Source organism: Sphingopyxis sp. GW821-FHT12C06, assembly GCF_058807415.1.
In genome coordinates this window covers 233,851-255,282 of sequence record NZ_JBXAQR010000001.1, presented here as the reverse complement: position 1 = coordinate 255,282, position 21,432 = coordinate 233,851, and the positions used below count along the sequence as shown (strand labels likewise).

Genomic DNA, 21,432 nt, shown 5'->3' with positions numbered 1-21,432 from the left:
GCGCAAACGCGACTCCAAGCAGTTGGTTGATCAAGGGTTTTGATCCGTTCGACGGCTCCATTCCCGAAGGAACTTTCGGCGTCACCTTCGTCAATGACGGCACGGCCGAATGTCGTTTCTCGCCCGCTTTCGAACTGAACCAGCCGCCGTTTGGCCTGTCGAAGGGATCGGGCAAGTCCATAGGCTATGCGCTCCTCAATCTCACCGACACGCAGGACGTGACGCCGCGTACCGGGCGATCGCAGCGGACGCCCTCGCACCGCGAGATTACACTCTCCGCAGGTGAATCGCGCACGCTTCTCTACAAGCTCGTCGCCGACCCCAATGATGTACGGGAAGCCGGCACATTCACGCAGGACGTGACACTGGAGGCTCAGGACAAGGCGTTCCGTTCGCTCGGCGGCACGCGGCTGGTCCTTGGGATCGATGTTCTACCCTCGGCACGCATCGGCCTGGCCGGGGCCTATACGATGGACGATGGCCACGCTGTCGTCGACCTTGGCGAACTGCGTCCGGGTGTCGCACCGGTGCCGCTGCAACTGCGCGTGAGCGCCACCGGTACATATGACCTCAACGTCACCTCGGCGAACGCCGGACGCCTTCGCCTCGGTTCGAGCGAATGGTATGTGCCCTATAGCGTCGCAATTGGCGGCAATGCCGTGAACCTGGCCGGCGCGCGCACCATCTCGGGCGCGGCAGGTACCGGGCTTCGCCGCGAATCCTTGCCGATCCAGTTCATGATTGGCGATATTTCCGACCGGCGGGCCGGGGTTTACAGCGACGTAATCTCGATTTCAGTAACGGCGCGTTAAGGTTTTATCGTTACTTGTGATTAACCATAGAGTTTCCATATCCAGTCCGGTCTTTTAACAGAATATTAGATTCGTAATCCTATTCGTCCTCTCAAGCCTGAGTTGTCGGGCGGAAGGGGTGACGAATGAAATGGAAACTCTCGCTCGGTCTTACGAGCATGATGCTGATAGTCGCACCGACCGCGGCGCTGGGAACCAGCTCTGTCTTTGATCTTCGCGCGTCCGTTCCGGTGCATTGCATCGTCAACCACCAGCTCACGGGTTTTGGCGCGATCAGCGGCGAAGCCGTGTCGCTCGGTACATTTCGCGAATATTGCAACGCACCCGGCGGCTATAATCTGGTCGTGAATTACACACCAGGTTCGCTGAAAGGCGCGCGGATCATTGCCGGCGGCGACGAGATCATTCTGAATGGCTCCGGCCAGGCCGTGCTCAGCCGCGCCACGGGACCGCGCGTGCGGGAACGCCCCATCGCCGCGATTCCCGGCGAAAACGGGTTCGACACCGATCGCCTCGAGCTGGCTATCATCCCCAGCTGACGCTTCGGCGCCCAATCGAATCGCAAAACCAATCGGGGAGCGCGGCATGGTGCCGCGCTCCCCGATTGGTTTTCGCGGTCGCGCCAATGCTGGCTTAGGCCGCCTGCTCCGACGCGCCGCCGCTGAGCTCGCCGCGCGCCTGGCGGAACACGTCGACGCTGCCCCAGATCGCGAGTCCCGCCATGATCGCCGCGACCAGCAAGTCAGGCCAGCCCTGCCCCGTCCCGAACACGCCGAGCGCAGCGCCCATAACCGCAACATTGCCGATCGCGTCGTTGCGTGAACAGATCCACACCGAGCGCATGTTCGCGTCGCCGGTGCGATAGCGATAGAGCATCAGCGCGACCACGACATTGGCGGCGAGCGCAAGCGCGCCGATCAGCCCCATGGTTTCAGCATGCGGGGCCGATCCGCTGAAAAAGCCCCAAGCCGCCGACCCGAACACCCACAAGCCAAAGACGAGCATCGTTCCAGCCTTCAGCAAAGCCGCCCGCGCGCGCCAGGCGAGCGCCATGCCGGCGACCCCCAGGCTAATCGCATAATTGGCGCTGTCGCCCAGAAAATCGAGCGCATCGGCCTGAAGCGCGCGCGAATCCGCTGCAACGCCCGCAACAATCTCGACGCCGAACATCGCGGCATTGATCAACAGCGCGATCCACAGGATCCGCCTCCAGCGCGGATTGTTCAGTGCGGTCTTGCCACTGGCCCCCGCGCAACAACTATCGGCCATCGCCCGTATCTCCTCACATTTCGCTTCGGCTTTCCGGCGAAAGCCGTCTTGGTTCCTTGATTCGACACCCTATATGCACCCTGTATCAACTACAGGGTCAAGCGATGAAAATTGGCGAGCTGTCGCGTGCCACTGGCACCAATATCGAAACCATCCGCTATTATGAGCGGATCGGCCTGCTTCCCGCGCCGTCGCGCACCGCGGCCAATTATCGCAGCTATGGCGACACCCACCGCGCGCGGCTCGCCTTCGTGCGCCATTCGCGGGAGTTGGGGTTCACGATCGAGGAGATCCGCTCGCTGCTCGACCTGTCCGACCATCCCGAGCGCGATTGCGCCGACGCCGACCGCATCGCGACCCGCCATCTGGAACAGGTCGAGGAAAAGATCGCGCAGCTGACCCTCCTGCGCGAAGAGCTGTCGCGCATCGTCGGCCGCTGCCGCGGTGGTATCGCTGCCGACTGCCGGGTGATCGAGGCGCTGGGCGACCATGCGCAGTGCGAAAGCGCGCACTGACGGCCCGCATCTTCTTCGGTGTGATTTGGGAAAGGTGGGACGATTCTGTTGCCCGGCTCGTCCCCAGCCGCTGGTTTCCGATTCTGTTGCCCGGTTCGGTCCGAACCGCGTTCTATTTGAATAACCTTCGGCCGTGAGGCCTAACGGTTACGCAGCCAGAGCGAGTGCTTCGTTATCGTTAGCACCTATTGGTTTTGAGCCTTGAACGGGTTACTCAGCCCGGAAGAAAATATCGCCTTTGAACACACGTCGATCCTGGTTCGGCCCCGTCAGAAACCCGCACACCCATCAGGGAAATACGGGTTTGTGGTGGAGCCGCCGGGTACTGCCCCCGGGTCCGCTGTGTCTATTCCACGACACCATTTATCCTCATATCCGGTCGAAACCGGCACCCCCTATATAGGAAGCCCGCCTGCGCATGGAAAGAGCGCAGACGGGCTTTTTGTCCCCGATGGGGTCTATCCCCTTATTTCTTGCGCAATTCGTCGCGGATTTCGGCGAGCAGATCGACTTCGGTCGGGCCGGCGGGCGCATCGGGCGCCTTGCGGATCACCCGGTTCACCATCTTCACCATCAGGAAGATGATCCAGGCGAGGATCAGGAAATTGATCACCGCGGTGATGAAGGCGCCATAGCCGATCATCGCGACCCCGGCCTTCTTCAGCGCGACATAATCGGTCGCGGCAACGCCGTCGGGAACATTGCCGAGCAGGATGAACATGCTCGAGAAATCGACCCCGCCGAACAGCCAGCCGACGATCGGCATGATCAGATCTTCGGTCAGCGAGCCCGTGATCGTCGCAAAAGCGCCGCCGATAATGACACCGACAGCAAGGTCGATGACATTGCCGCGCGCGATAAATTCCCTGAATTCGCCCAGCATTTTTCTGTTCCCCAGAAGGTTGATCTATGTGCCAAAAATGCCTCGCCGATTGCGCAAAGGCAAGCGGCATCCTATCATCTGTATTGTTGCGGCAGAACGCCGCCGGAGGGAGACCCACGACCATGACCTATCGTTCCGCCCGCTGGATGATCCTGCCCGTCGCCGCGATGAGCCTGTCGGCCTGCGGCATCAACAGCGTTCCGACCAAGGAAGAGGCCGCAAAAGCCAAATGGGCCAATGTCGAAGCCGCCTACCAGCGCCGCGCCGACCTGATCCCCAACCTCGTCGAAACCGCCAAGGGCGCCGCCAAGATCGAACAATCGACGCTCGAAGGCGTCATCCAGGCGCGCGCCTCGGCAACGCAGGTCAAATTGTCGACCGACGACCTCGACGATCCCGCCAAGGTGCAGGCGTTCCAGCAGGCGCAGGGCCAGGTGTCCGGCGCGCTCGGTCGCCTGCTTGCGACCGTCGAAGCCTATCCCGACCTCAAGAGCCAGGGACGTTTCGCCGACCTGATGACCCAGCTCGAGGGCACCGAAAACCGCATCAACGTGTCGGTTCAGGACTATAACGCCGCGGTGCAGGATTATAACACGACGATCCGCACCTTCCCCGACATCATCGGGGCCAAGATCGTCCATGGCGCGCAGCCGATGACCCCGTACAAGGCGATCACCCCCAATGCCAATGTCGCGCCGAAGGTCGATTTCGGGCAGTAAGATGGGCCTCACCGCCTTTTTCCGTCCGCTGGCAACGGCGACCCTTACCGGGTTGCTGTTGCTTTCGGCCGCGCCCGCGGGTGCACAGACCTTCCCCAAGCTGACCGGCCGCGTCGTCGATCAGGCGGATATCATTCCGCCCGCCGAGGAAGCTGCGCTCAATGCGCAGCTCGAACAGCTCGAGACGACAACGGGGCACCAGCTGGTCGTCGCGACGGTCAGCGACCTCGCGGGCAACGACATCGCCGACTATGGCTACAAGCTCGGCCGCGCATGGGGGATTGGCGACGAGGCGAAGGATGATGGCGTCGTCTTTCTGATCGCTCCCAACGAACGGCGGATGAATATTTCGGTCGGCCTCGGCCTCGAACCCATTCTCACCGACGCCCTGTCGGGGCGGATCATCCGCGACACGGTGACCCCGCTGTTCAAGACCGGCGACATGCCCGGCGGCATTCAGGCGGGCGTCAATGCGATCGCCGAACAGATTCAGCTGCCGCCCGAGGAAGCTGCCGCGCGGGCCGCTGCGGCGGCGTCGCAGGAACGCGATCGCGCCGACGACGGCGATTTCGGCGGGCTGTTCTTCGTCGGCTTCATCATCTTTTTCTTCTTCGTCCTGCCGATGCTGTCGAGCCTCGGGCGACGCGGCAAGAAACGGCGCAAACATAGTCCGTGGGGCGCCCCGATCATCATCTGGGGCGACGACGACTGGGGCGGCGGCAGCGGCGGCGGATCCTCATGGGGCGGCGGCGGTTCCTTCGGGGGCGGTGGTGGCGGCTTCGGCGGTTTTTCCGGCGGCGGCGGCTCCTTCGGGGGCGGCGGCGCCTCCGGTGGCTGGTAGAGGAACGGACCGATGAAAGTCAGCCACGTCAGCACCGCCGATCATGATATCGTCACCAACGCGGTCGCCGCGGCAGAAGCGCATACCAGCGGCGAAATTGTCACCGTCATCGCCGCGCAATCGAATGACTATGACGATGTCGCGCTCGTCTGGGCGAGCATCATCGCTTTTGTCGCCATGTCGGTGATCGCACTCTTCCCCGAATTTTACCGCGGGCTTTACGACAGGCTGACCGGGGGCTGGGGGCATGAACTCACCGCCAACCAGTGGCTCGGGACGGTGATTGCCGTCGGCGTGCTCAAATGGATCGGCATGTGGCTGATCCTGTTGTGGCGGCCACTACGCCTCGCGCTGACCCCGCGGGCGATCCTCGCCCAGCGCGTACGCGCCCGCGCGATCGACCTGTTCAAGGTCGGCACCGAGGGCAAGACCATGGGCCGCACCGGAATCCTGCTCTACGTCAGCCTGAAAGAGCATCGCGCCGACATCGTCGCCGACGAAGCAATCGCCGCGAAAGTCTCTCCCGAAGTCTGGGGCGACGCGATGGCGGCGCTGATTGAGCGTGTGCGCGCAGGCCAGCCCGGCGAAGGCATGGCCGAAGCGGTACGGCAGATGGGGATCGTCCTCGCCGAACATTTCCCGCGTGGCAGCGAAAATCCCAATGAGCTGCCTGACCGGCTGATCGAAATCTAGGATAGCAGATGACCCGACCCGGCCCCGACACCCCCATCGAAACGCGGTGGGAAGGCCGCTTCATCACGGTGAAGCAGCAAGGAAGCTGGGAATATGTCTCCCGCGCGCGCGGCATCCATGCCGCGGTGATCCTCGCGATCGACGATGCGGCGGACGGACGGCATGTCATTCTGGTCGAACAATATCGCGTGCCGTTGAAGGTCCGGTGCGTTGAGCTGCCCGCGGGCCTTGTCGGCGACGACATGGCAGGCGAAGCATCCGAAATCGCCGCCGAGCGCGAACTGGTGGAAGAAACCGGCTATCGCGCCGCGCATTGGCGCACCGTGGGCGAATTCTACAGTTCGCCCGGAATGGTCAGCGAGAGCTTCACCCTGCTCGTCGCCAAGGGGCTGACCAGGGTCGGCGAAGGCGGCGGGGTCGATGGCGAGGATATCATCGTCCACCGCGTCCCGCTCAACGGCATCGCGGATTTCATCGCGGCGAAACGTGCCGAAGGCTGCGGGATCGATGTGCGGGTGGCGATGCTGTTAGCGGGCGGGTTGCTCTCGCCTCTCTAATTCCGGTGCGAGCGAGCTCAGCGCGCCCCAAAGCGCCAGCGCAGCAGCGGGCGCGCCAGCAGTAACCCGGCGAGAAACCCGCCGACATGCGCCCAGATCGCAATGGCGCCAAAACCGCCGCCGCCGGCAAAACCGATCAGCAGCTGGAGCCCGATCCACGCCGCAGCAAGCCACAGCGCGCGCACCCAATGGCTGGGGATCGGTCCGATCGCGGGCGCCTGCGAGCGGCTGAAGATCAATGCAAAGACCGCGATCAGCGCCGAAATCGCCCCGCTCGCGCCAACCATCACGATCGGCGATCCGGGATCGGCCACCCATTGCGCAAACGCACCGGCATAGGCGCCGCCCACGAGCAGCGCCGCCATCGCATTCGCCCCCAGGGGCGCTTCCAGCTGGCGACCAATATAAAGCAGCACGACGAGGTTGAAGACGAGGTGCAATACCCCGCCGTGCAAAAAGGCCGACGTCAGCGGGGTCAGGATGAACGGCACCATCGTTCCCGGCGGAGCGATCAGTTCGGCGCCGAAGCGCGCGGGGATGAAGCCCGCGCGCACGAATGCCTCGCCCTGCAGACCGGTGATCCACAGCAGCACGAACACGACGACGCAGACGAGCGCAAAGCCCGTGACAATCGGCGCACCGTGCCGGTTCATCGCGCGAACCCCGCGATGCTCAGAGGAATTCGATTTTCGTCACCAGATAATATTTGTCGCCCGAGGGCACGGTGACTTCGATCTCGTCATTGACGCGGCGGCCGATCAGCGCGCGGCCGAGCGGCGAATTATAGCTGATCTTGCCGACCTTGGCGTCGGCTTCAGCCTGACCGACGATCTGGTATTTCACCGGCTTTTCGTCTTCGTCGGCGAGCGTGACGGTCGCACCGAACACGATGCGGTCGCCCGACAGCGTCGTCGGGTCGATCACCTGCGCGCGCGACAATTTGTCTTCCAGATCGCCGATCGTCGCTTCGACCTGGCCCTGGCGTTCCTTCGCGGCGTGATATTCGGCATTTTCCGAAAGGTCGCCATGCGCACGCGCTTCCTCGATCGCATCGACGATCAACGGCCGCTCGGCCTTGAGCGCAGAGAGCTGGGTGCTCATCTTCTCATAGCCTTCCGCCAGCATCGGCACCTTTTCAACGCTTGCCATTATCCTGTTGTCCTTCGTCAATAATAAGCCGCCAGCGAAGTGTCGCCGGGCGGCTATGCCGCTGTGTCCGTCAATGTCGGGGGGTGGAGCGGTATGTTCAATAATAGTCCTGAAGCGGCTTCACTTCAAGAGAGCGTGCGCGCAGCGCCCCGATCGCGTGGGTCGCGGCGTCGCTTCCCGCTGCCGTGGTGTAATAGGCAATGTCCGCCGCCAGCGCCGAGGCGCGGATCGACTGCGAATCCTGCAGGCTCTGCCACCCTTCGGTGGTGTTGAAGATCAGCTGGACATCGCCGTCCTTGATCCGGTCGACGATATGCGGCCGGCCTTCGGCGACCTTGTTGACGCGCTCGATCGCGATGCCCTGTTCGGTCAGATAATCGGCGGTGCCGCCGGTCGCGACGACCTGCCAGCCCCAGCCGGTCAGCTTGCGCACGGCATCGACGATGCGCGGCTTGTCGCTGTCCTTGACCGACACGAACACCCGGCCGTCGGTCGGCAGGCGGTCGCCCGCGCCGAGCTGCGCCTTGGCAAAAGCCAGGTTGAAATCGCTGTCGATTCCCATGACTTCGCCGGTGGACTTCATCTCGGGGCTGAGCACCGGGTCGGTGCCGGGGAAGCGCGCGAAGGGGAAGACCGCTTCCTTCACCGCGACATGCTTGATGTCGCGATTGATCTTGGGCAGGTCGGCAAGCTTCTCGCCCGCCATCACCCGCGCCGCGATCTTGGCGATCGGCGAACCGACCGCTTTCGCGACGAAGGGCACCGTGCGGCTGGCGCGCGGGTTGACCTCGATCAGATACACCTCTTCGCCTTTGACCGCGAACTGGATGTTCATCAGGCCGCGGACTTCCAGAGCGCGCGCAAGCGCTTCGGTCTGGCGTTCGATTTCGGCGATGGTCTCCGCGGGCAGGCTGTACGGCGGGATCGAGCAGGCGCTGTCGCCCGAATGGACCCCGGCTTCCTCGATATGCTGGAGCACGCCCGCGACGACCACGTCGGTCCCGTCGCAGAGCGCATCGACATCGACCTCGATCGCATCACGCAGATAACGGTCGATCAGCACCGGGGAATCGCCCGACACCTTCACCGCGGTCTCGATATAATTTTCGAGCTGCGCCTGATCGTCGACGATCTCCATCGCGCGACCGCCGAGCACATAGGACGGACGCGTCAGCACCGGATAACCGATGCGCGTCGCGACCGCGATCGCTTCCTCGCGGCTGCGCGCAATGCCGTTCTCGGGCTGCTTGAGGCCGAGCTTGTTGACCAGCGCCGCGAAACGCTCGCGGTCTTCAGCAAGATCGATCGCGTCGGGCGAGGTGCCGAGGATCGGAATGCCGGCGTCAGACAAGGCCTGCGCCAGCTTGAGCGGGGTCTGCCCGCCGAACTGGACGATCACGCCGACGAGCGTACCCTTCGACTGTTCGACGTGCAGGATTTCCAGCACATCCTCGGCGGTCAGCGGCTCGAAATAGAGCCGGTCCGACGTATCATAGTCGGTCGACACCGTTTCGGGGTTGCAGTTGATCATGATCGTTTCGAAGCCTGCTTCCTCAAGCGCGAAGCACGCGTGGCAGCAGCAATAATCGAACTCGATCCCCTGCCCGATCCGGTTCGGACCGCCGCCAAGGATGACAACCTTCTTCCGCTCCGACGGGTTCGCCTCGCACTCGGGCTCGCCGAAGGTCGGGGCCTCATAGGTCGAATAAAGATAGGGCGTTTTCGCCGCAAATTCGGCGGCGCAGGTGTCGATCGTCTTGAACACCGGACGGACGCCCAGCTTGTGGCGCAGCGCGCGCACTTCGGCCTCGGTCACGCCGCCGGTCATCGCCTTAACCGCCTCGTGGATCAGCCCGCTGCCGCGCGCAGCCGCCATCTTCGACCCCGGACGCAAATTCGCCGACTGGAGCGCCAGATAGGCAAGCCGCTTGTCCGAAAAACCCATCGACTTGAGCTTGCGCAGCCCGGCCGCATCGCGCGGCAGGCCATTTTCCATGACCTCGTTCTCGGCCGCAACAATCTCGGCGATCCGCTCGAGGAACCACATGTCGTAACCCGCGATGCGGTTGATCTCGGCCAGCGACACGCCCTCGCGGATCGCCTGCGCGGCGTTGAGCAGCCGGTCGGGGGTCGCCCGCGCCAGCTCGCTCTTAATCTGGTCGTGGCTCGCGCCGACGAGATGATCGACGAAGTTGAAACCCGACAGGCCGGTTTCCAGCCCGCGCAGCGCCTTTTGCATCGATTCATGGATGTTGCGGCCGATCGCCATCACCTCGCCGACCGACTTCATCGCGGTCGACAGGATCGGCTCGGCGCCCTTGAATTTTTCAAAGGCGAAGCGCGGGATTTTGGTGACGACATAATCGATCGTCGGTTCGAACGACGCCGGGGTGACCCCGGTGATGTCGTTCATAATCTCGTCGAGCGTGTAACCGACCGCCAGCTTTGCCGCGACCTTGGCGATCGGGAAGCCCGTCGCCTTCGACGCGAGCGCCGACGAACGCGACACGCGCGGGTTCATCTCGATCACGATCAGACGGCCGTCCTTCGGATTGACCGCGAACTGGACGTTCGACCCGCCGGTTTCAACGCCGATCTCGCGCAGCACCGCGATGCTCGCGTTGCGCATGATCTGATATTCCTTGTCGGTCAGCGTCAGCGCCGGCGCGACGGTGATGCTGTCGCCCGTATGCACGCCCATCGCATCGACATTTTCGATCGAGCAGATGATGATGCAATTGTCCTTGCGGTCGCGGACAACCTCCATCTCATATTCTTTCCAGCCGAGGAGCGATTCCTCGATCAGGACTTCGGTGGTCGGCGATGCGATCAGGCCGCCGCGGACGATATGTTCGAACTCCTCGCGGTTATACGCGATGCCGCCGCCGGTGCCGCCCATCGTAAAGCTGGGGCGGATGATCGAGGGAAGCCCGGTGCGTTCGAGCACCGCCAGCGCTTCGTCGAGCGTGTGGGCAATGCCCGAGCGCGCGCTTTCGAGCCCGATCTTGTCCATCGCGTCGCGGAACTTGATCCGGTCCTCGGCCTTGTCGATCGCCTCGGCATCGGCGCCGATCATCTCGACGTCATATTTGGTCAGCGTGCCGTCGTTGAACAGCGCCAGCGCGGTGTTGAGCGCGGTCTGCCCGCCCATCGTCGGCAGCACCGCCCAGCCGCCCGGATGCGCGGCAGTTTCCTTCGCGATGATCTTCGCGACAATCTCGGGCGTGATCGGCTCCACATAAGTGGCGTCTGCCAGTTCGGGATCGGTCATGATCGTCGCGGGGTTGGAGTTGACGAGGACGATACGATAGCCCTCCTCCTTCAGCGCCTTGATCGCCTGCGTTCCCGAATAGTCGAACTCGCACGCCTGACCGATAACGATCGGGCCGGCGCCGATGACGAGGATGGATTTAATGTCGGTTCTTTTGGGCATTATGATTTGAATACCTGTTCAATCAGAAGTTCTAACAATTTCGACGCGGCAATCCCAATTGCCGTTTGTCCGTATTTTTCAATCAGAACTCCAAGGGACGTTACAAGCGTCACATAGAGCAATTGAGCCCTGAAAGTTTGCGCTCTAATGAGCTCGCGGCCAGCCCTAACCTGCCCCAAAACTATGTCTCGGAGCGGCCCGTTGCCATCGATGCTATTTTCCTTCTCGATGAGAGAAACCAGCTCTGACGCTGACGTATCAAGCTTTTCTTGCTGGTTATGCTGGAGCGTTACAATACGGTCAGCGGCTGGAACGGCAGAAGCTGTTTTCTCGGATCGGAGATGAGCCCACTGATCTTCTGGGACCGTCATCAGATGACGTTTGATATCTTCCGCATACTGGCGGCCATTTTCAGCATAGTTCAATAGTATCGGATATTTTTCGCGAACCTCGTTTTTGATGGTCTCATAACCCTCTTTATCCTTCTCCTCCCAATCAGGTGATTCTTGGATAAAGTAGTAGCGAAAATTGTCATAGTTCACCTTCCAATATCCGCCCGTCAACGGGTCTGGATAATGATTGGCGCCGCCGAATTCGTTCATCGCGATTAAGGCATTCCCGACTTCATCGCGTTCAATTTTTACGCCGGAAAGTAGCTCAGTGATCCTCTCGGAGAGGCCGAGAAAAGTTCCCGAAAACGCCTCGTCCTCAAGCCTTTCAGCTTGATCGAGCATAAGCACCGCAAGATATTGAGCAAATATGCTCACTTCAACCCGCCGACAAACTTCTCAAACAGATAGAAGCTGTCCTGCGGCCCTGGGCTCGCCTCGGGGTGATATTGCACGCTGAACGCCTGCTTCCCCGTGATCGCGATGCCGCAGTTCGATCCGTCGAACAGGCTCTTGTGCGTCTCGACGACGCCCGCGGGCAGGGTCGCGGCGTCGACTGCGAAGCCGTGGTTCATGCTGGTGATCTCGACGATGCCATCGTCGGCGCGCTGCACCGGATGGTTCGCGCCGCGATGGCCCTGGTGCATTTTCACCGTCTTCGCACCCGCGGCGAGCGCGAGCATCTGGTGACCGAGGCAGATGCCGAAAATCGGCACATTGCGTTCGAGCAGCCCGGCGATCACCGGCACCGCATAATCGCCAGTCGCGGCGGGATCGCCCGGGCCGTTCGACAGGAAGACGCCCGCAGGCTTGTGGCTCAGCACTTCGTCGAGGCTCGCGGTCGCGGGAACCACGGTGACGCGTGCGCCGGCCTGCACCAGATTGCGGAAGATATTATCCTTCGCGCCATAATCGATCGCGACGACGTGCGGCTGCACGCCCTCGCCCGCGCCGGCATAGCCCTTGCCCAGCGTCCATGCGCCGCCGGTCCAGTCGCCGGTGTCGGTGCGGCTGACGTCTTTCGCGAGGTCCATACCCTCGAGCCCCGCCCAGCCGCGTGCCATCGCGAGCAGCTCGTCGATGTCGAACTGACCGCCGGGGCTATGCGCAATCACCCCGTTCGGCGCGCCCGCGTCGCGGATGCGGCGGGTCAGTGCACGGGTGTCGATCCCGGCAAGCCCGATCAGGCCCTGGGCGACCATCCATTCGGGCAGCGTCTGGACGCTGCGAAAATTGCTCGGCAGCGTCGGCAGTTCGCGCGTGATGGCGCCGATCGCCCCGCGCCGGTCGCGCTCCATATCTTCCGGGTTCGCACCGACATTGCCGATGTGCGGGAAGGTGAAGGTGACGATCTGGCCCGCATAGCTGGGGTCGGTCAGGATTTCCTGATAACCGGTCATCGCGGTGTTAAAACAAATCTCGCCGACGCCGGCGCCAGCGGCGCCATAGCCCTGCCCCCACAGGACAGTGCCGTCGGCAAGGACGAGAACGCCGGTCGCTCCAATGGGCGCGGCAGAGGGGTTGGCTGGTGCCATTTAAAAATGCTCCGGTCGGGGGGCTAAACGGCCGACCAAGTAGGCCTCAAAAAAATGATTCACAAGCTATCCGATTTGGAATCTTGCCGCTAGAGAGGGCCTTTCCGAAATTTGCAGCATATGGGAACACGCATGATTCGTGACGACATCAAGGCTGCGCAGGTTACCGCCATGAAGGCAGGCGACAAGGCGCGGCTCGGCACCATCCGGCTGATGCTGGCCAAGATCAAGGACAAGGACATCGAACTGCGCACCGGCACCGCGCCGGCCGACGACAATGTCATGGTCACCGACGTCTTGCAAAAGATGGTCAAGCAGCGCCGCGAGTCGATCGCCATGTACGAACAGGGCGGCCGCCAGGAACTCGCCGACATCGAAGCGGCCGAAGTCGTCGTGATCGAAGACTTCCTGCCCGCACAGCTCAGCGACGACGAAGCGCAAGCCGCGATCAAGGCGATCGCGACCGAACTCGGCGCGACCAGCCTGAAGGATATGGGCAAGGTTATGGCCGCGGTGAAAGACCGCCACGGGTCCGAGCTCGATATGAGCAAGGCAAGCGGTTGGGTGAAGGCGGCGCTCTCCTGAAACATGCCCTCCCCGCCTGCTTGCGGGCGGGTGCTGGCAGAGGCATATCGAAGATATGACCCTCACCCCGCAATGGCTGGACGAACTGCGCTCGCGCGTCACGCTGTCGACCCTCATCGGGCGCACGGTAAAGGTCACCCGCGCCGGCCGCGAATTCAAGGCCTGCTGCCCCTTCCATAACGAGAAGACGCCCAGCTTTACGATCAACGACGAAAAGGGCTTCTACCACTGTTTCGGCTGCTCGGCGCATGGCGATGCCATCCGCTGGATGACCGACCAGCGCGGCCTGTCGTTCATGGACGCGGTCAAGGAACTCGCCGCCGAAGCCGGGATGGAAGTCCCCGCCGCCGATCCGCGCGCCGCGAAAAAGGCCGAGGAAGCGGCGAGCCTGCGCGACGTCGTCCAGGGCGCCGCCGACTGGTTCACGCAACAGCTCGACAGCAGCAACGGCGCCCCCGCACGCGACTATCTCACCCGACGCGGCATCTCGGACCCGACGCGCCGGGCCTTCGGCTTCGGCCTCGCCCCCGACAGCCGCAGCGCGCTGAAAGATGCGCTCAAGAAATTCCCGACCGCGATGCTCGTCGAATCGGGCATGCTGATCGCGGTCGAGGGCAAAGAGCCGTACGACCGTTTCCGCGGCCGCCTGATGATCCCGATCCGCGACGCGCGCGGCCGCGTGATCGCGTTCGGCGGACGTATTTTGGGCGACGGCGAGCCCAAATATCTGAACTCGCCCGACACGCCGCTCTTCGACAAGGGCCGCGTCCTTTACAACCTCGACAAGGCAAGCCCGGCGTCGCGGCAGACGAACCGGATTATCGTCGTCGAAGGCTATATGGACGTCATTGCGCTCGCCGAGGCAGGGATCGCCGACGCGGTCGCCCCGCTCGGCACCGCGCTGACCGAGGCGCAGCTCGGGCTGATCTGGCGGATGGTACCGGTACCGGTGCTCTGCTTCGACGGCGACGCCGCGGGGCAGAAGGCCGCGATGCGCGCCGCGATGCGCGCGCTCCCCCTGCTCCGCCCGGGCTTCAGCCTCGCCTTCGCCACCCTGCCCCCGGGGCAGGACCCCGACGACATCGTCCGCGCGCGCGGCGCCGATGGCTTCACCGCGCTACTCGACGAAGCCCAGCCCCTCGTCGAGCGCCTGTGGGCGCATGAGGTCGCGGCGGGTCCGCTCGCCACGCCCGAGGAACGCGCCGCGCTCAAGACCCGGCTGCTCGCCCACGCCGATGCGGTCGAGGACCCCGACGTCCGCCACCATTATCGCGAGGCGTTCCGCGAACGAATCGACGGCCTGTTTGCGCGCAAGCAGCCCGAGCGCGCCCAGCGCCAGCCATGGACGCCGAACCCGCCGCGCGGCGGCGGCGGCAATCGCCGTTTCGCCCCCGACCCGCGCCTGCAACCTCCCGGCGACGAAACGCGTACGATCGGGCAGGAAGGAATTGGGGCGCCCTATGCAGCCTCCCTGCTCGGCGGATTGTTGCGCTTTCCCGAGGCGTTACGGCGCAATGAGGAAGTGCTGACGCGCCTGCCGATGCCCGATTCCGGCGACGCCGAACTGCTCGGCATAATGCTTGACATCGCAATGCGTCAGGAAGGGCTTGATTGCGAGGGGTTGCTTGCCATATTGGAGCCAATGAAAGTGTATAATAGGGCGATGACATTGCTCAGAGCCGACGGAATGCACTTCTCGTTCAATCGCAGGCTGGAAAGCAAGGACGAGGTCGCAGCGGCGCGGGAAACGGCGCTTCGCGATCTGGATGAATATATCGGCGTGCTGGTGACCCAGCCCGAAATCCGCGCCCGGCTGGCCGAAGCCACCGCGGATTTTCAGCGCACGATGGATGACGAAGGCCTGGCGCGACAGCAAAAACTGCGCGCGATGGACGAGGATTTGACCCGCCGCCTGGCCGCGCTGTCCGACAGCAGCCAGAGCTGACCCACTCTACGCCCCGAGGCAGGAATATTACATGGCAAGCAAGCAAGAAGCCGATACCGATACCGACGTCGATGTCGATGCCGACGCACCGCTGATCGACCTCAACGAGGCCGACGTCAAAAAGCTGATCGCGCGCGGCAAAAAGCGCGGCTACCTGACCTATGACGAGCTGAACGAGGCGCTTCCGCAGGACCAGATGTCGTCCGAGCAGATCGAGGACATCATGTCGGCGATCTCCGACATGGGCATCAATATCGTCGAAAGCGACGAGGATGTTCAGGAAGAGACCGAAGCCGAGACCGACGACGAAGTCGATGTCAGCGCCGGCACGGGTTCGGTGTCGAACCCCGCGATCGAAAAGAAGAAGGAAGTCGTCGACCGCACCGACGACCCGGTGCGCATGTATCTGCGCGAAATGGGCGCGGTCGAACTGCTCAGCCGCGAAGGCGAAATCGCAATCGCGAAGCGCATCGAGGCTGGCCGCGACACGATGATCCTCGGCCTGTGCGAAAGCCCGCTGACCTTCAACGCGATCATCGAATGGTCGAACGCGCTCAACAATGGCGACATGCAGCTGCGCGAGATCGTCGATCTCGAAGCGATGCTCGTCAAGGATCCGGCGCCCGAAAGCCTCGAGGCCGCCGAAGATGACAATGGCGAGATCAGCGAAAAGACCGCCGGCGTCTCGTTCAAGGACGAAGATGAGGTCGAGGACGAGCCCGAAGCCGACAGCGACGACGAGGACGGCGAAGGCGCAAAGAAGCGCGAGAATTTCGAAGAGGAAGAAGAAGACAACACCCTGAGCCTCGCGGCGATGGAAGAATTGCTCAAGCCCGACGCGCTGGAGAAATTCGCCGCCATCACCAAAAGCTTCAAGGCCTTCTCCAAGCTTCAGGACACCCGCCTCGAAGCGCTGTCGTCGGGCGGCGAATTCCCCGCCGCGTCGGAAAAGAAATATCACAAGCTGCGCGAGGAACTCACCGCGCAAGTCGAAAGCGTGCAGTTCCACGGCACCAAGATCGAATATCTCGTCGATCAGCTCTACAGCTATAATCGTCGCCTGACCGCTCTTGGCGGCCAGATGCTGCGCCTCGCCGAGCGCCACAAGGTTCCGCGCAAGTCGTTCCTCGACAATTATGTCGGGCGTGAGCTTGAGGAAAACTGGATCGACAGCGTCAAGGCAATCGACAAGAAATGGGCCGCCTTCGCCGAGAATGAAGCCGGTGCAGTCGACCGCATCCGCGTCGAAATTTCGGAAATCGCGCAAGCCGCGGGCATGAGCCTGATTGAATTCCGCCGCGTCGTGAACATGGTCCAGAAGGGCGAGCGCGAAGCGCGCATCGCCAAGAAGGAAATGGTCGAAGCGAACCTGCGTCTCGTGATCTCGATCGCGAAGAAATATACGAACCGTGGCCTGCAGTTCCTCGACCTGATTCAGGAAGGCAATATCGGCCTGATGAAGGCGGTCGACAAGTTCGAGTACCGCCGCGGCTACAAGTTCAGCACCTATGCGACCTGGTGGATCCGTCAGGCGATCACCCGCTCGATCGCCGATCAGGCGCGCACCATCCGCATCCCGGTGCATATGATCGAAACGATCAACAAGCTGGTCCGTTGCAGCCGCCAGTTCCTCCACGAAAGCGGCCGCGAGCCGACCCCGGAAGAAATGGCCGAGCGTCTGTCGATGCCGCTCGAAAAGGTCCGCAAGGTGATGAAGATCGCCAAGGAGCCGATCAGTCTCGAAACGCCGATCGGCGACGAGGAAGACAGCCACCTCGGCGATTTCATCGAGGACAAGAATGCCGTCATCCCGGTCGACGCCGCGGTGCAGTCGAACCTCAAGGAAACGGTCACCCGCGTCCTTGCCTCGCTGACTCCGCGCGAGGAACGCGTCCTTCGCATGCGCTTCGGCATCGGGATGAACACCGACCACACCCTCGAAGAGGTGGGCCAGCAGTTCAGCGTGACCCGCGAACGTATTCGCCAGATCGAGGCGAAAGCGCTCCGCAAGCTGAAGCACCCGAGCCGCAGCCGCAAGATGCGCAGCTTCCTCGACCAGTAAGCTCTCCGGGCCTTTCGGACATCAAACACCCCGCCCTCGCCGGCGGGGTGTTTTGTTTCCGCCTTGTAACAAAGTGTTGCCCCAATGCTGCACTGCACAATTTTTTACCCGGCGGTCGTTGAATCTTCACATTTGCGCACCAGATAGCGGCTCGTCATCGAAAGGCGGCGCTTCATCATCGGTTCAGGCGCTACCCATCAAATGGCAATCAATCCCACTTGATGGGAAACGATCCGCGACCCAGGGCAGGCAGCGGCGATCGACTAACCCGAAAAAGCCCGGAAAATTGGGGACTGCACAAATTGGCACGGCCTTTGCGATGCATACCGCATCAGCACGGGCCCGTGTCCGCAGCCAAAGGGAAAGACGAGACAATGGACAACGATACCACCAACCTCTTCCGCCGCCGCGATACCTTCTTTGGCATTTGCGAGGCCGTGGGCCAGGATTTCGGTTTCAACCCGCTGTGGCTGCGCCTCGCGCTGATCGCACCGCTTTTCTTCTTCCCGGTGCAGACCTTCGCCGCCTATTTCGGCCTCGGTGCCATCGTGCTCGCATCACGCCTGCTCTTCCCGGTCCCGGCAGCCGCTCCTTCCGCCTCGACAGAAGCCGCGCCTGCCGCTCACCCGGCCGAGGAATTCGCACTCGCGGCCTGACGGGAAACGGGCCGCTCTCTCCCCCGGCCCGCCCCTCCCGCCTTCATGGTGCCCACTGGCGCCATGAAACGACCGGCAAGCTTCCCCGGGCTTGCCGGTCGCTTTGGTTTCCGTCCCGCGCTGGAACAACGGTTCATCGATTCTTCCGCCGCGCATAAACGCGTCGTTTACGACGTTGCTCTATCGCTGATCGCCAGAATTCACCGGCGCGGGCCTGTCCCGCCGCCGCAGGCGAGGATGAAGAGTTGAGCCAGTCTATCCAGCCCAGACCGCAAACGCGCAGCGCCGCGGAAATGCTCGATGCGCTGGTTGCCAGCAACGGCACCGGCGCGCATGCCCATGTCCGCTCGGGCGCGCTGTCGAGCGGCGGAGAGGCGATGCGCAATCTCGCCGACGCCGTCCATTTCCTCTGCCTGCTACACGGTCGCCATCCGGGCGTGATCGATAGCGCTGCACGCAAGGCGGTCGATCCCGCATCGCGCCCCTGGCTCGACGAAGCCGCCAAGGCCTTTGCCGAAGAGCGCGCCTTCCTGTCGAAGATCGCCGCTGCGGTCGGCCCGGTGCCGAGCACCCAGGGTCAGGCGCAGTGCGAGGCCGCCGTCGCGGCGCAGCGCCGCGCGCTCGACATGCTCGCCGAATCGGATCGCCACGGCTGCGCGATCGGGGCGGCCATCGCGCTGACGCTCGACTGGCGCACGATCCGCGTGCTCCTCGACATCAGCGCCCAGCGGCTCGACATGGCCGTGCCCACTTGCACGCTCCCCGACCTTCGCGACACCGCGCGGCTCGCCGGCACCATCGCCGACAGCGCCGCGGTCGAACGCGCGATGACATTCGGCGCGCAGCAGCTAATCGCCCAGCACAGCGGCCTGTGGGATCTTATGGCAGCGCGGGCGGCAAGCAGGGCGATTTCCTGAAATCCCCTCCCGCCTCGGGAGGGGAGACTCGCTTGCACCCTTCCCCTCCCCTCGCTATGCAATTCCCAGTTGACGTTCACGTTAAGGGAAGGCCGAGCCGCCATGCGTTTCGAGGGAACCAGCGCCTATATTGCGACCGACGATCTGAAGGTCGCGGTCAACGCCGCGACGATGCTGCGGCGCCCGCTGCTCGTGAAGGGCGAACCCGGCACCGGCAAGACCGTACTGGCCGAAGAAATTTCCAAGGCATTCGACGCGCCGCTGATCACCTGGAACATCAAGTCGACAACGAAGGCCCAGCAGGGCCTCTATGAATATGACGCGGTCGCGCGTCTGCGCGATGGCCAACTCGGCGAAGAGCGCGTCCACGACATCGGCAACTATATCCGCAAGGGCAAATTGTGGGAGGCGTTCACCGCCCCCAAGCTCCCCGTCCTGCTGATCGACGAGATCGACAAGGCCGACATCGAATTCCCGAACGATCTGCTTCAGGAACTCGATCGCATGGCCTTCCATGTCTATGAAACTGACGAGACAGTGAGCGCCAGGGAGCGCCCGATCGTCGTCATCACCTCGAACAATGAAAAGGAACTGCCCGACGCCTTCCTGCGCCGCTGCTTCTTTCACTATATCAAATTCCCCGACCGCGACACGATGGCCGACATCGTCGAAGTCCATTTCCCCGGCATCCAGAAGACACTGGTCAGCCGCGCGATGGACATTTTCTACGAAGTCCGCGACGTCCCGGGCCTCAAGAAAAAGCCCTCCACCAGCGAGTTGATCGACTGGCTCAAGCTGCTCCTCAACGAGGACATGCCGCTGGAAGTGCTTCAGAACCGCGACGTAGGCAAAGCCATCCCCCCGCTCCACGGCGCATTGCTCAAGAATGAGCAGGATGTAATGCTGTTCGAAAAGCTCGCCTTCATGGCGCGTCGTCAGGGGGGCTGATCTCCTGAATCCTCCCTGTCGCAAAGCGATGGGGAGGATCAATTCTCAAAGCTGATACGCCACCTCGACATCGCCCCAGCGGCGACCATTGATCGTCGCGGGCATATAGACGTTGCGCACCGTGATATAATGGATGCCGTCGCCTTCCTGACGATAGACGGTCATGAAAAAGGGCGCGGTGCTGCGCTTCGCTGCCGCGTCGGTATCGTCGAACAGAATGCGGCCGTTGCGGCAGTGCGCGGTGTCATGCTCAAGCTCGCCGGTCGGTGCGCGCGAACAATAGGTGATATGCGTGGGCAGAAAGCCGTTCATATCGCCCGCTGACGACATCTTGATCTCGGGATGTTCGGCGACGATGCGGTCGAACAGCGGCCGCCAGTTCGCGTCGGCCCAGTCGCAGAGCGATGTACGGAAACGCTCGGGGTTCGACCCTGGCACGCGCACATAGTCCGTATCGAACAGCTGTTCCATCGTCAGCTGACCATTGTCGATGGCGCGCTCGGCCATCGCGACGAACTCGTCGCGCACTCGCGCTGCAAGGTCGACCACCGCCGAATCCTGTGGACTGACGCCGGCCGAAATCACCGCGTTGAACATGCGGCTCGACACATGCTCCATCGACACGATGCTGTCGCGCGTCCCCTCGAGAGTCGCGCTATTGTCGCGTACCGAACCGACGACGCGATCGAGTGCTTCCCGCACTTTCGCGCCATTGGCATGCACCATCGCGCTCGATTGCGCGATCCGGTCGCTCTGGTCGTCAAGCAATGCGACGAGATGCGTCGCATCGTGCAGCGCATCGGTGATCGTTTCGAACTGCGCCTCGGCGCGGCTCGACTGCTCGACCCCCGACTGGATTTCGGTGACCAGCCCGCCCGCTTCGGCGGCCAGACTGCCAATGCTGCGGCGGATTTCATCGGTTGCGCCGCGGGTATTTTGCGCAAGCTTCTTCACCTCGGCGGCGACGACCGCAAAGGTGCGCCCGGCGTCGCCGGCGCGCTCGGCCTCGATCGCAGCGTTGAGCGCCAGCATATTGGTCGTCTTGGCAATCTGTTCGATCGACTGGCTGACCTGCTGTACCTGCTCCATTACCGACGCAAAATTGGTGACATGCGTCCCCAGCCGCGCGACGAGGTCGATGACCGAGCGGAATTCGCTGACCGCAGTGTTGACGCGCTCGGCGCCAGCATCAAGCTGCTCGCAAGCCCGCGCCGATAGGAGCTTTGCTTCGTCGGTCGAATCGGCGATCTGGCGCTGGTCAGCTTCGAGGCTGACGACATAGCCCTCCAGCCGGACGAGATCACCGATCTGGCGGTCCATCTGATCGGTCGCGCGCTTGATACGCCCCGCGGCATCGCTACAACCGACGGCCAGTTCGCCGCAATCGCTCGCCACCGACTGGTCGAGTATCTGCGCCACCGGATTGATCGGATCATATTTCATTGCGCCACCCACGTCAGATTGATCGCGATGCTATGCCGGACAATGGTTAATGCCGGGTCAACTCGACGCCTTGAGACGCTG

General features: G+C 62.8%; 21 protein-coding genes and 1 other RNA gene. 13 read left to right on the top strand and 9 right to left on the bottom strand.

Going from position 1 to position 21,432, the window contains the following annotated elements:
- Window positions 1-26 precede the first annotated feature (26 nt).
- Together AC1RRJ_RS01105 and AC1RRJ_RS01100 are read left to right on the top strand one after the other, a co-directional pair.
- Complete coding sequence (locus AC1RRJ_RS01105) at window positions 27-812, top strand: hypothetical protein (RefSeq protein ID WP_493119858.1); 786 nt, start codon at window positions 27-29, stop codon at window positions 810-812.
- Window positions 813-937: 125 nt separating this feature from the next.
- Window positions 938-1,351, top strand: a complete 414-nt coding sequence (locus AC1RRJ_RS01100; RefSeq protein WP_493119857.1) for a hypothetical protein — start codon at window positions 938-940, stop codon at window positions 1,349-1,351.
- Between the two features lie 94 nt (window positions 1,352-1,445).
- Here AC1RRJ_RS01100 and AC1RRJ_RS01095 read toward each other — a convergent pair whose 3' ends face one another.
- Complete coding sequence (locus tag AC1RRJ_RS01095) at window positions 1,446-2,081, bottom strand: cation efflux transmembrane domain-containing protein (protein ID WP_493119856.1); 636 nt, start codon at window positions 2,079-2,081, stop codon at window positions 1,446-1,448.
- A 104-nt stretch (window positions 2,082-2,185) separates the two neighbouring features.
- Here AC1RRJ_RS01095 and AC1RRJ_RS01090 point away from each other — a divergent pair, with 104 nt between their 5' ends.
- Entirely contained in the window at window positions 2,186-2,596 is a 411-nt protein-coding gene (locus AC1RRJ_RS01090) for a MerR family transcriptional regulator (protein ID WP_493119855.1), read from the top strand.
- A 72-nt stretch (window positions 2,597-2,668) separates the two neighbouring features.
- On the opposite strand, the gene ssrA is transcribed toward AC1RRJ_RS01090, so the two are convergent.
- Window positions 2,669-3,025, bottom strand: a transfer-messenger RNA (tmRNA) gene (ssrA, locus tag AC1RRJ_RS01085).
- 37 nt (window positions 3,026-3,062) lie between these two features.
- Window positions 3,063-3,479 carry a large conductance mechanosensitive channel protein MscL gene (gene mscL / locus AC1RRJ_RS01080; RefSeq protein WP_493119854.1) on the bottom strand — a complete coding sequence of 139 codons (417 nt, stop codon included), beginning with the start codon at window positions 3,477-3,479 and terminating at the stop codon, window positions 3,063-3,065.
- Between the two features lie 122 nt (window positions 3,480-3,601).
- On the opposite strand from mscL, the gene AC1RRJ_RS01075 reads away from it, so the two are divergent.
- Genes AC1RRJ_RS01075 through AC1RRJ_RS01060 form a run of 4 tightly spaced genes read left to right on the top strand, consistent with a single transcriptional unit; the run spans window position 3,602 to window position 6,289 of the window.
- Entirely contained in the window at window positions 3,602-4,198 is a 597-nt protein-coding gene (locus AC1RRJ_RS01075) for a LemA family protein (protein ID WP_493119853.1), read from the top strand.
- Between the two features lies 1 nt (window position 4,199).
- A complete protein-coding gene (locus tag AC1RRJ_RS01070; protein ID WP_493119852.1) occupies window positions 4,200-5,039 on the top strand; it encodes a TPM domain-containing protein in 840 nt (279 codons plus the stop codon).
- Window positions 5,040-5,051: 12 nt separating this feature from the next.
- The gene (locus AC1RRJ_RS01065; RefSeq protein ID WP_493119851.1) at window positions 5,052-5,732 is read left to right on the top strand and encodes a TPM domain-containing protein; all 681 of its coding nucleotides are present in this window, start codon (window positions 5,052-5,054) and stop codon (window positions 5,730-5,732) included.
- Between the two features lie 8 nt (window positions 5,733-5,740).
- On the top strand, window positions 5,741-6,289 hold the full coding sequence (locus AC1RRJ_RS01060; protein ID WP_493119850.1) for an NUDIX hydrolase: 549 nt from the start codon (window positions 5,741-5,743) through the stop codon (window positions 6,287-6,289).
- Window positions 6,290-6,306: 17 nt separating this feature from the next.
- On the opposite strand, the gene AC1RRJ_RS01055 is transcribed toward AC1RRJ_RS01060, so the two are convergent.
- The 5 genes from AC1RRJ_RS01055 to carA form a co-directional block, all read right to left on the bottom strand.
- A complete protein-coding gene (locus AC1RRJ_RS01055) occupies window positions 6,307-6,942 on the bottom strand; it encodes a rhomboid family intramembrane serine protease (protein WP_088473291.1) in 636 nt (211 codons plus the stop codon).
- A 19-nt stretch (window positions 6,943-6,961) separates the two neighbouring features.
- Window positions 6,962-7,438: a transcription elongation factor GreA gene (gene greA / locus AC1RRJ_RS01050; RefSeq protein ID WP_493119848.1), complete on the bottom strand. Its 477-nt coding sequence runs from the start codon at window positions 7,436-7,438 to the stop codon at window positions 6,962-6,964.
- Window positions 7,439-7,535: 97 nt separating this feature from the next.
- A complete protein-coding gene (carB, locus tag AC1RRJ_RS01045) occupies window positions 7,536-10,871 on the bottom strand; it encodes a carbamoyl-phosphate synthase large subunit (protein ID WP_493119847.1) in 3,336 nt (1,111 codons plus the stop codon).
- Window positions 10,871-11,638: a hypothetical protein gene (locus tag AC1RRJ_RS01040; protein ID WP_493119846.1), complete on the bottom strand. Its 768-nt coding sequence runs from the start codon at window positions 11,636-11,638 to the stop codon at window positions 10,871-10,873. Before AC1RRJ_RS01040 ends, carB begins: the two co-directional genes overlap by 1 nt.
- Window positions 11,635-12,795: a glutamine-hydrolyzing carbamoyl-phosphate synthase small subunit gene (gene carA / locus AC1RRJ_RS01035; protein ID WP_493119845.1), complete on the bottom strand. Its 1,161-nt coding sequence runs from the start codon at window positions 12,793-12,795 to the stop codon at window positions 11,635-11,637. Before carA ends, AC1RRJ_RS01040 begins: the two co-directional genes overlap by 4 nt.
- A gap of 132 nt (window positions 12,796-12,927) precedes the next feature.
- Here carA and AC1RRJ_RS01030 point away from each other — a divergent pair, with 132 nt between their 5' ends.
- From AC1RRJ_RS01030 to AC1RRJ_RS01005, 6 genes are all read left to right on the top strand, one after another.
- Window positions 12,928-13,380, top strand: coding sequence for a GatB/YqeY domain-containing protein (locus AC1RRJ_RS01030; RefSeq protein WP_493119844.1), 453 nt, complete (start codon window positions 12,928-12,930; stop codon window positions 13,378-13,380).
- Window positions 13,381-13,435: 55 nt separating this feature from the next.
- On the top strand, window positions 13,436-15,325 hold the full coding sequence (gene dnaG / locus AC1RRJ_RS01025) for a DNA primase (protein ID WP_493119843.1): 1,890 nt from the start codon (window positions 13,436-13,438) through the stop codon (window positions 15,323-15,325).
- Window positions 15,326-15,356: 31 nt separating this feature from the next.
- On the top strand, window positions 15,357-17,387 hold the full coding sequence (gene rpoD / locus AC1RRJ_RS01020; RefSeq protein ID WP_493119842.1) for an RNA polymerase sigma factor RpoD: 2,031 nt from the start codon (window positions 15,357-15,359) through the stop codon (window positions 17,385-17,387).
- 374 nt (window positions 17,388-17,761) lie between these two features.
- Window positions 17,762-18,043 carry a PspC domain-containing protein gene (locus tag AC1RRJ_RS01015; protein ID WP_493119841.1) on the top strand — a complete coding sequence of 94 codons (282 nt, stop codon included), beginning with the start codon at window positions 17,762-17,764 and terminating at the stop codon, window positions 18,041-18,043.
- Window positions 18,044-18,288: 245 nt separating this feature from the next.
- Window positions 18,289-18,960, top strand: a complete 672-nt coding sequence (locus tag AC1RRJ_RS01010) for a DUF6975 family protein (RefSeq protein ID WP_493119839.1) — start codon at window positions 18,289-18,291, stop codon at window positions 18,958-18,960.
- A 102-nt stretch (window positions 18,961-19,062) separates the two neighbouring features.
- Window positions 19,063-19,908, top strand: a complete 846-nt coding sequence (locus tag AC1RRJ_RS01005; RefSeq protein ID WP_493119838.1) for an AAA family ATPase — start codon at window positions 19,063-19,065, stop codon at window positions 19,906-19,908.
- Between the two features lie 45 nt (window positions 19,909-19,953).
- Here the strand turns inward: AC1RRJ_RS01005 and AC1RRJ_RS01000 are convergent, their stop codons facing one another.
- Entirely contained in the window at window positions 19,954-21,363 is a 1,410-nt protein-coding gene (locus tag AC1RRJ_RS01000; RefSeq protein WP_493119837.1) for a methyl-accepting chemotaxis protein, read from the bottom strand.
- Window positions 21,364-21,432: the final 69 nt, after the last annotated feature.

Bases quoted from the DNA above. Each gene is read 5' to 3' on its own strand.
- AC1RRJ_RS01055 (WP_088473291.1), bottom strand. From the start codon at position 6,942: ATGAACCGGCACGGTGCGCCGATTGTCACGGGCTTTGCGCTCGTCTGC.
- rpoD (WP_493119842.1), top strand. From the start codon at position 15,357: ATGGCAAGCAAGCAAGAAGCCGATACCGATACCGACGTCGATGTCGAT.
- AC1RRJ_RS01090 (WP_493119855.1), top strand. From the start codon at position 2,186: ATGAAAATTGGCGAGCTGTCGCGTGCCACTGGCACCAATATCGAAACC.
- carA (WP_493119845.1), bottom strand. From the start codon at position 12,795: ATGGCACCAGCCAACCCCTCTGCCGCGCCCATTGGAGCGACCGGCGTT.
- AC1RRJ_RS01100 (WP_493119857.1), top strand. From the start codon at position 938: ATGAAATGGAAACTCTCGCTCGGTCTTACGAGCATGATGCTGATAGTC.
- greA (WP_493119848.1), bottom strand. From the start codon at position 7,438: ATGGCAAGCGTTGAAAAGGTGCCGATGCTGGCGGAAGGCTATGAGAAG.
- AC1RRJ_RS01030 (WP_493119844.1), top strand. From the start codon at position 12,928: ATGATTCGTGACGACATCAAGGCTGCGCAGGTTACCGCCATGAAGGCA.
- dnaG (WP_493119843.1), top strand. From the start codon at position 13,436: ATGACCCTCACCCCGCAATGGCTGGACGAACTGCGCTCGCGCGTCACG.
- AC1RRJ_RS01005 (WP_493119838.1), top strand. From the start codon at position 19,063: ATGCGTTTCGAGGGAACCAGCGCCTATATTGCGACCGACGATCTGAAG.
- AC1RRJ_RS01070 (WP_493119852.1), top strand. From the start codon at position 4,200: ATGGGCCTCACCGCCTTTTTCCGTCCGCTGGCAACGGCGACCCTTACC.
- AC1RRJ_RS01075 (WP_493119853.1), top strand. From the start codon at position 3,602: ATGACCTATCGTTCCGCCCGCTGGATGATCCTGCCCGTCGCCGCGATG.
- AC1RRJ_RS01060 (WP_493119850.1), top strand. From the start codon at position 5,741: ATGACCCGACCCGGCCCCGACACCCCCATCGAAACGCGGTGGGAAGGC.
- AC1RRJ_RS01065 (WP_493119851.1), top strand. From the start codon at position 5,052: ATGAAAGTCAGCCACGTCAGCACCGCCGATCATGATATCGTCACCAAC.
- carB (WP_493119847.1), bottom strand. From the start codon at position 10,871: ATGCCCAAAAGAACCGACATTAAATCCATCCTCGTCATCGGCGCCGGC.
- AC1RRJ_RS01095 (WP_493119856.1), bottom strand. From the start codon at position 2,081: ATGGCCGATAGTTGTTGCGCGGGGGCCAGTGGCAAGACCGCACTGAAC.
- mscL (WP_493119854.1), bottom strand. From the start codon at position 3,479: ATGCTGGGCGAATTCAGGGAATTTATCGCGCGCGGCAATGTCATCGAC.
- AC1RRJ_RS01015 (WP_493119841.1), top strand. From the start codon at position 17,762: ATGGACAACGATACCACCAACCTCTTCCGCCGCCGCGATACCTTCTTT.